The 7,296-nt window shown below is 67.0% G+C and carries 9 protein-coding genes and 1 pseudogene; 5 read left to right on the forward strand and 5 right to left on the reverse strand.

All coding sequences use genetic code 11. The features are described from left to right. Positions 1-62: 62 nt before the first annotated feature. Positions 63-971, reverse strand: a complete 909-nt coding sequence (locus J8I33_RS13950; protein ID WP_124593185.1) for a LysR family transcriptional regulator — start codon at positions 969-971, stop codon at positions 63-65. 134 nt (positions 972-1,105) lie between these two features. Here J8I33_RS13950 and J8I33_RS13955 point away from each other — a divergent pair, with 134 nt between their 5' ends. The 3 genes from J8I33_RS13955 to J8I33_RS13965 are packed head-to-tail and all read left to right on the forward strand — an operon-like array spanning position 1,106 to position 3,447. Next, positions 1,106-1,663 (forward strand): ester cyclase, encoded by a 558-nt coding sequence (locus tag J8I33_RS13955; protein WP_050012463.1) that lies wholly within the window; start codon positions 1,106-1,108, stop codon positions 1,661-1,663. Between the two features lie 11 nt (positions 1,664-1,674). Next, positions 1,675-2,685 (forward strand): polysaccharide deacetylase family protein, encoded by a 1,011-nt coding sequence (locus J8I33_RS13960; RefSeq protein WP_050012462.1) that lies wholly within the window; start codon positions 1,675-1,677, stop codon positions 2,683-2,685. Between the two features lie 48 nt (positions 2,686-2,733). Then, on the forward strand, positions 2,734-3,447 hold the full coding sequence (locus J8I33_RS13965; protein ID WP_050012461.1) for an SDR family oxidoreductase: 714 nt from the start codon (positions 2,734-2,736) through the stop codon (positions 3,445-3,447). An 80-nt stretch (positions 3,448-3,527) separates the two neighbouring features. Here J8I33_RS13965 and J8I33_RS13970 read toward each other — a convergent pair whose 3' ends face one another. Continuing rightward, a complete protein-coding gene (locus J8I33_RS13970; RefSeq protein WP_050012460.1) occupies positions 3,528-4,169 on the reverse strand; it encodes a CoA transferase subunit B in 642 nt (213 codons plus the stop codon). Position 4,170: 1 nt separating this feature from the next. Next, positions 4,171-4,875, reverse strand: coding sequence for a CoA transferase subunit A (locus tag J8I33_RS13975; RefSeq protein WP_050012459.1), 705 nt, complete (start codon positions 4,873-4,875; stop codon positions 4,171-4,173). Positions 4,876-5,091: 216 nt separating this feature from the next. Between J8I33_RS13975 and J8I33_RS13980 the strand changes: the two genes are divergently transcribed. Beyond that, positions 5,092-5,637: a LuxR C-terminal-related transcriptional regulator gene (locus tag J8I33_RS13980; RefSeq protein ID WP_050012458.1), complete on the forward strand. Its 546-nt coding sequence runs from the start codon at positions 5,092-5,094 to the stop codon at positions 5,635-5,637. A gap of 120 nt (positions 5,638-5,757) precedes the next feature. Here the strand turns inward: J8I33_RS13980 and J8I33_RS13985 are convergent, their stop codons facing one another. Both J8I33_RS13985 and J8I33_RS13990 read right to left on the reverse strand, forming a co-directional pair. Continuing rightward, positions 5,758-6,198 (reverse strand): thioesterase family protein, encoded by a 441-nt coding sequence (locus J8I33_RS13985; RefSeq protein ID WP_050012457.1) that lies wholly within the window; start codon positions 6,196-6,198, stop codon positions 5,758-5,760. Between the two features lie 32 nt (positions 6,199-6,230). Beyond that, positions 6,231-7,013, reverse strand: a complete 783-nt coding sequence (locus tag J8I33_RS13990) for an SDR family oxidoreductase (RefSeq protein WP_050012456.1) — start codon at positions 7,011-7,013, stop codon at positions 6,231-6,233. Positions 7,014-7,120: 107 nt separating this feature from the next. Between J8I33_RS13990 and J8I33_RS34450 the strand changes: the two are divergent. Continuing rightward, a pseudogene (locus J8I33_RS34450) lies at positions 7,121-7,296 on the forward strand (electron transfer flavoprotein-ubiquinone oxidoreductase); the annotation flags it as partial.

Here is a 7,296-nt window from a genome sequence, read left to right on the forward strand (position 1 = left end):
CGATTGTAAACCGCTTCGGAATGACGGGTCGCCACGCGCCCGGCCCGCCACCCGGGGTGGGTTCAGTCGTGGCGGTGCCACGCATGACGCAACTGCTCGCGCAGGAAATCGACGAATGTCCGCACGCGCAGCGGCACGTGACGGCCGCCGGGATAGACGGCATGCAGCGGCGCGGCGGACGCCGCGAAGGCCGGCAGCACGCGTACGAGCCGGCCGGCGTCGAGATCGGCGCCGACGTCCCAGATCGACTTCAGCGCAATGCCCGCGCCCTCGAGCGCCAGCGTGCGCGCCGCGCCGCCGTCGTTGGTCAGCAGCGCGGCCGTCACCTCGACCGCCACGCCGCCTTGCGCGCCGTCGAACCGCCATTCGGCACGCGGCTGGTCGCCCATCACGATGCATCGATGCGCACGAAGCTCGGCCGGATGGGCCGGCGACCCGTGCGCCGCGAGATAACCCGGCGACGCGCACAGCACGCGATGATTCGGCGCCAGCTCGCGCGCGATCATCGTCGAATCGGCAAGATTGCCGATCCGCACGGCGACGTCGATGTCGGACGCGAGCAGATCGACGACCGTATCGGTCAGCATCAGCTGCACGGTCAATTGCGGATGTCGCTGCTGAAAGGCCGCCACGAGCGGCGCGATTCGCAGGCGGCCGAGCTCGCCGGGCGCCGTCACGCGCAGCACGCCGCTGACCGTGCCGCGGCGATCGCGCATCAGCGTTTCCGCCTGCTCGACCTCCGCGAGGATGCGTAGCACCTGCGCGTGAAACTGCGCGCCGTCGTCGGTGAGGGTTTGCTGCCGCGTCGTCCGGTGCAGCAGGCGCACGCCGAGCCGCGACTCGAGATGCGCGAGTCGCTTGCTGACGACGGACAACGACAGGTCGAGCTCGCGCGCCGCCGCCGACAGGCTGCCGGCCGACACGATCCGCGCGAAGGTATCGAGCGCCGGGAAATCGTCGATCAGCGTCATGGCGCCCGCCTCACCCAAACCTTTCCTTTTTTCGAATAATCCATTCGTCTTTTGCCCGTATTTGCATGCAGAACGGAAACCTACCATACCTGTTCCGCGTCGTCGCCTGACGCTTTCACAGGACCCTCGAAACCATGTCGATCCGCCTTCGTTCGGCCACCCGCCCCGTCGCGCACGCATTCGCGGCAGCTGCTTGCGTCGTGGCGCTCTGGCCCGCCGCGGCCCATGCCGCCGATCTCGTCGAGCCGCACACGCTGACCGTCGCGGCGGGCTTGCCGGCCGCGCAGGCCCGCGCGCAAGTGCTGGCCGCGCGCCGCTACGGCAGCTTCTGGAATACCGGCGACCCCGCGCTCGCCCGCGCGGCGCTCGCCGACGACTTCACCGACCGAACGCTGCCGCCCGGCCGCGAACAGGGCCTACCGGGGCCGCTCGCGGCGTCCAGCACGATGCGCGGCGCGATCCCGGACCTGCGCTGCGACATCGAACAGATGATCGTCGCCGGCGACCGGGTCGTCGTGCACCTGCATTTCCGCGGGCATTTCACCGGGGCGTTCAACGGAACGGCCGGGCGCGGACAGGCGATCGACTTCATCGCGACCGATATCTATCGGATCGACCACGGCCGGATCGCGGAAAACTGGCACATCGAAGACAACCTGACGCTGATGCGTCAGCTTGGGCTCGTCGGTTGACGGAGGGGACGATGACTCACGGTAACGACACTTCCGCGACGCCGCTGCCGCGCCGCACGTTCCTGGCCCAGGCCGGCGCCGGGCTCGCGGCCGGCGTCGCGCTGGCCGCAGGCACGTCCGTGCCCGCCACCGCCGCGCCGACGCCGATGCCTGCCGCACCGGGCACCACGCCGTTCTGGCCGGACGGCGCGCGGCTCGTGATCTCGATCTCGATGCAGTTCGAGGCGGGCGGCCAACCGCCCACGGGCGCGGACAGCCCGTTTCCGGCGGTCGCGTTCCCGCCGTCGGTGCCGGTCGATCTCGCGTCGGCCACCTGGTTTGCGTATGGCTACCGGGAAGGCATTCCGCGCCTGCTCGATCTGTGGGACCGGCACGGCGTGAAAGTGACGTCGCACATGATCGGGGAAGCCGCGCGCCGGCACCCCGAACTGGCACGCGAAATCGTATCGCGCGGCCACGAAGCCGCCGCGCACGGCCCGACGTGGCGCGCGCAATTCGCGATGAGCCGCGACGACGAGCGCCGCTTCCTGACCGACGCGCGTGACATGGTCGAGGCGGTGACCGGCCAGCGCCCCACCGGCTACAACTGCAACTGGCTGCGGCGCGGCCCGCATACGCTATCGCTGCTGCAGGAACTCGGCTACGTGTATCACATCGACGACGTCAGCCGCGACGAACCGTTCATCGAGACCGTCGGCGGCCGCGATTTCGCGGTGGTCCCGTACACGCTGCGCAACAACGACATCCTGCTGATCGAAGGCCGCAACTACTCGCCGACGATGTTCGTCGAGCAGATCAAGCTGGATTTCGACCAGCTGTACGCGGAAGCCGGACAGCGGCGCAGACTGATGTCGATCAGCGCGCACGACCGGATCAGCGGCACGCCGCAGATGGTCCGCGCGTGGGACACCTTCCTGCACTACGCTCGATCACACCCGGGGGTCGTTTTCATGCGCAAGGACGACATCGCGCGCTTCGCGCTGCACAGCCCGTCGACGCTGCGCGAGGCCGAAACGATCTGACCGGATTCCGCTCAACTCTGCTCAATTCACTACCCAGGAAAGACTTTCATGAACGATCCGCTCCACGGAAAGAACGTACTCGTCGTCGGCGGAAGCTCCGGCATCGGCGCCGCCACCGCGACGGCATTCGCGCGGCGCGGCGCGCATCTGACGATCGCGTCGCGCGATCCGGCCAGGTTCGGCATCGATGCCATACCGGGCGCGCAGGTGCGGACCGAAGCGCTCGACATCACCGATACGGCGGACGTCGATGCGTTCTGCGCGCGCGTCGGCCGGTTCGACCACGTCGTGATTTCAGCCGCGAAAACGGCCACGGGCCCGCTCCGTGCGCTGCCGCTCGCCGACGCGCAGGCAGCGATGGACAGCAAGTTCTGGGGCGCCTACCGCATCGCCCGCGCGATCGATATCGCGCCGGGCGGCTCGCTGACGTTCGTGTCGGGGTTCCTCAGCGTGCGGCCGAGCGCGTCGTCGGTCCTGCAAGGCGCGATCAACGCGGCGCTCGAGGCGCTCGCCCGAGGGCTGGCGCTCGAACTGGCGCCGGTTCGCGTGAACACCGTGTCGCCGGGCCTGATCGCGACGCCGCTGTGGGATAAGCTCGCGCCCGACGCACGCGACGCGATGTACGCGGGCGCCGCCCAACGGCTTCCGGCACGCAGGGTCGGCCAGCCGGAGGATGTCGCGAATGCGATCCTGTATCTGGCGGCCACGCCTTATGCAACCGGTTCGACGGTACTGATCGACGGCGGCGGCGCGATTGCGTGACGCGTACGTCCGTTCGTGACAAAACGCCCCGCGCTCCGTCGGGAACGCGGGGCGTCGAGGATCACGCACCAGGGTCGTGCTCAGGCCACGGCGCTGACGTCGAGCGGTGCGCCCGTCTTCGTCTGGATCTCGTCGACGCTCACGCCGTCGGCGAGTTCGAGCACCTTCAACCCGGACGGCGTCACTTCGATCACGCCGAGATCGGTGATGATCAGGTCGACCACGCCGACACCCGTGAGCGGCAAGTTGCATTCGTCGAGGATCTTGTGCTGATCGCCCTTCGCGACATGCTCCATCAGCACGACGACACGCCCCACCCCCGCGACGAGGTCCATCGCGCCGCCCATCCCCTTGATCATCTTGCCGGGGATCATCCAGTTCGCGAGGTCGCCCTGCTTGCTGACCTGCATCGCGCCGAGGATCGCGAGGTTGATATGGCCGCCGCGAATCATCGCGAACGAATCGGCCGACGAGAAGATCGACGAACCGGGCAGCGTCGTGACGGTCTGCTTGCCGGCGTTGATCAGATCGGCGTCGACTTCGTCTTCGGTCGGCGACGGGCCGATGCCGAGCAGGCCGTTCTCCGACTGCAGCCACACCTCGACGCCTTCCGGCACGTGGTTCGCGACGAGCGTCGGCAGGCCGATGCCGAGGTTCACGTAGAAGCCGTCCTGCAGTTCCTTCGCCGCACGCGCAGCCATCTGGTCACGATTCCAGGCCATGTCAGTCTCCTTTCGCGCGTACGACGCGTTGTTCGATGCGTTTTTCCGGCGTCGCGTTCAGCACGATGCGCTGCACGAAGATTCCCGGCGTATGAACCTGATCCGGATCGAGCGTGCCGTTCTCGACGATCTCCTCGACCTCGACCACGGTGATCTTGCCGGCCATCGCGCACATCGGGTTGAAGTTGCGCGCGGTGCGGCGATAGATCAGGTTGCCGGACTTGTCGGCCTTCCACGCCTTGACGAGCGCGACGTCGGCCGTCAGCGACTGCTCGAGCACGTAGTGGCGATCGCCGAACTGGCGCGTTTCCTTGCCTTCCGCGATCACGGTGCCGTAGCCGGTATTCGTGAAGAACGCGGGGATGCCCGCGCCGCCCGCGCGCAGCTTCTCGGCGAGCGTACCCTGCGGCGTGAATTCGAGCTCGAGTTCGCCGGCCAGGTACTGGCGCTCGAACTCCTTGTTCTCGCCGACGTACGACGAGATCATCTTCTTGATCTGGCGCGTTTCCAGCAGCAGGCCGAGGCCGAAACCGTCGACGCCCGCGTTGTTGCTGATGCAGGTGATGCCCTTGACGGCCGAATCGCGCAACGCCGCGATCAGCGCCTCGGGAATGCCGCACAGGCCGAAGCCGCCCACCGCGAAGGTCTGTCCGTCACGGACGATCCCCTCCAGCGCGGCAGCCGCGCTTGGATAGACTTTGTTCATCAGTTGTCCCTTCCTCTATGGAAACCAGCAAAACCGGTTCACGCGCCACGTGGCGCAAGCCCGCCGCACCATTCTATGCATGCGCGGCGATGCCTGCGTCGAGGCACGCTTTTTATGTCGCGACGAACGCCGCGAGATGCCTGAAAGGGTACGATGCGGCGCGGATGCGGCACAATACGCAAAAATACATAAGCATTTCCCTCCGCCCCCCGCGCCATGCCCGATCTCGATTACCAGACCGCCTTCCACCTCGCGCCGCTCGGCCTCGTGCTGTCGCGCGACCGCGTGATCGAGGACTGCAACGACGCGCTCGCGTCGATCTTCCGCTGCGCGCGGGCCGACCTGACCGGAAAATCGTATGCGGTGCTCTACCCGTCCACGGACGAATTCCAGCGAATCGGCGAGCGCATCGCACGCGTGATGGTCGCGAACGGCGTCTACTCGGACGACAGAATCATGAAGCGCGCGGACGGCGAACTGTTCTGGTGTCACGTGACGGGCCGCGCGCTCGACCGCACCGCGCCGCTCGCGGCCGGCATCTGGACCTTCGAGGATCTGAGCGCGACGCGCCGCGTCGCGGTCGAGCTGACCCCGCGCGAACGCGAGATCGCCGCGCAGCTCGCGACCGGCAAGACCAGCAAGCAGATCGGGCGCGTGCTCGACATCAGCTCCCGCACGGTCGACATCTACCGCGCGCGACTGATGCGCAAATACGGGACGAACAATACGCCGGAGCTGCTGCAGCGCCTGCTCGGGCAGTGAACGCGCATTGCATCGCGGCGCTCGAATGACGATCGGCCGCACATGGCGGCCGATTGACGGAAACGACGGGCACGGCGCGCCACCGGCGACCCGGTGCGCACGGCCTGCCGATATGCGCGCTCAGCCGATTTTCGTCGCGAGCGCGTGCTCGATCGTGTCGCGCAGCAGCGGCGGCAGCGGCACCGACTTGCCGAGCGCGTAATCGACCCACACGCAGCGCGCGTTGCCGCGTGCATAGACATGCTGCGGATCGTCCGCGCGCGTGAGCTCGAAGCCGGTGTCGAAGCTGCTTCGGCCGGGCTTCGCGGCCGACATCCTCGCGATCACGTCGCCCGGATAGTGCAGCTGCTTGAGGAACTCCATCGACGCGGTGACGATGACGGGCCCCTGCCCCTCGCCGTTGCCGCCCGCAATGCCGAGCTGCTCGAACCACGAGATCCGCGCCTGCTCCATGTAGCGGAAATAGACCGTGTTGTTCACATGGCCGAACGCGTCCATGTCGCCCCAGCGGATCGGCATCGACATCTCAAAAACGGGGGAGTAATCGCTTGTTGCGCTCATTGCTGTCTTCTTTGTTGCGAAATGTCATCCGCTCACGCAAGGCCGAAGCCGTCGTCCGCGGAGATGATCGAGCCATTGATGAACTGCGACTCGTCGGCCGCGAGCAGCAACAACAGCCCGTCGAGATCCTGCGGCTTGCCGACGCGCCGGCGCGGCAGTATCGACTGCAGCTTCTGGCCCTGCTCGGTTTCCCACAGGTAATGATTGATTTCGGTATCGATATAGCCGGGGCAGATCGCATTCACGTTGATCCCGTGGCGGCCCCACTCCAGCGCCATCGCACGCGTCATCTGCACGACCGCGGCCTTGCTCATCGCGTACAGCCCGATCTGCGGAAACACGCGCAGCCCGGCCACCGACGCGATGTTGATGATCCGGCACGGCGGCTTGCCATTGCCGCCGCCGTTCGCGCGCATGATCATCCGCTTCGCGACTTCCTGCGCGACGAAAAATGCGCCGCGCGTGTTCGTATCGAACACGAACTCGAAATCCGCCGGCGTCACGTCGACGAGCTTCTGCATCGTCGACACGCCCGAATTGTTCACGAGGATGTCGATCGTGCCGGCTTCCGTCTCCGCATGCGCGACGGCCGCCTTGATGCTCTGGACGTCGGTCACGTCGAGCGACACGACGTGCGCGGCGCCGCCCGCCGCCTCGATCTCCGCGCGCAGCTCCTTCAGGCGCTCGACGCGGCGGCTCGCGAGCACGACCTTCGCGCCGGCCTGCGACAGCACCTGCGCAAAACGCTGCCCGAGGCCGCTCGACGCGCCCGTGACCAGCGCAACCTTGCCCTCCAGATTGATCGATCGACCCATTTGCACATCCCCTTTCGATATCGTTGCGCCAGCCCGGACGGCACAGCCCGGGCGGCATTACCCTAGCACAAAAAATAGAACGATCGTGCTAATCTACCCGCATGCTGTTGCGGCAAGCGTTTCGTTTCGCAGACAATACGCTCCCGAATAAAAGCATTCTAACGGTTAGAGGAACGCCAATGACCCCCGCAAGCCTCATCGAGCAATACGGCCCGCGCGAATCGATGGAATACGACGTCGTGATCGTCGGCGGCGGCCCCGCCGGGCTGTCGGCGGCGATCCG

Origin of the sequence: Burkholderia sp. AcTa6-5, from assembly GCF_017815075.1 — a bacterium.
GTDB classification, from domain to species: domain Bacteria; phylum Pseudomonadota; class Gammaproteobacteria; order Burkholderiales; family Burkholderiaceae; genus Burkholderia; species Burkholderia sola.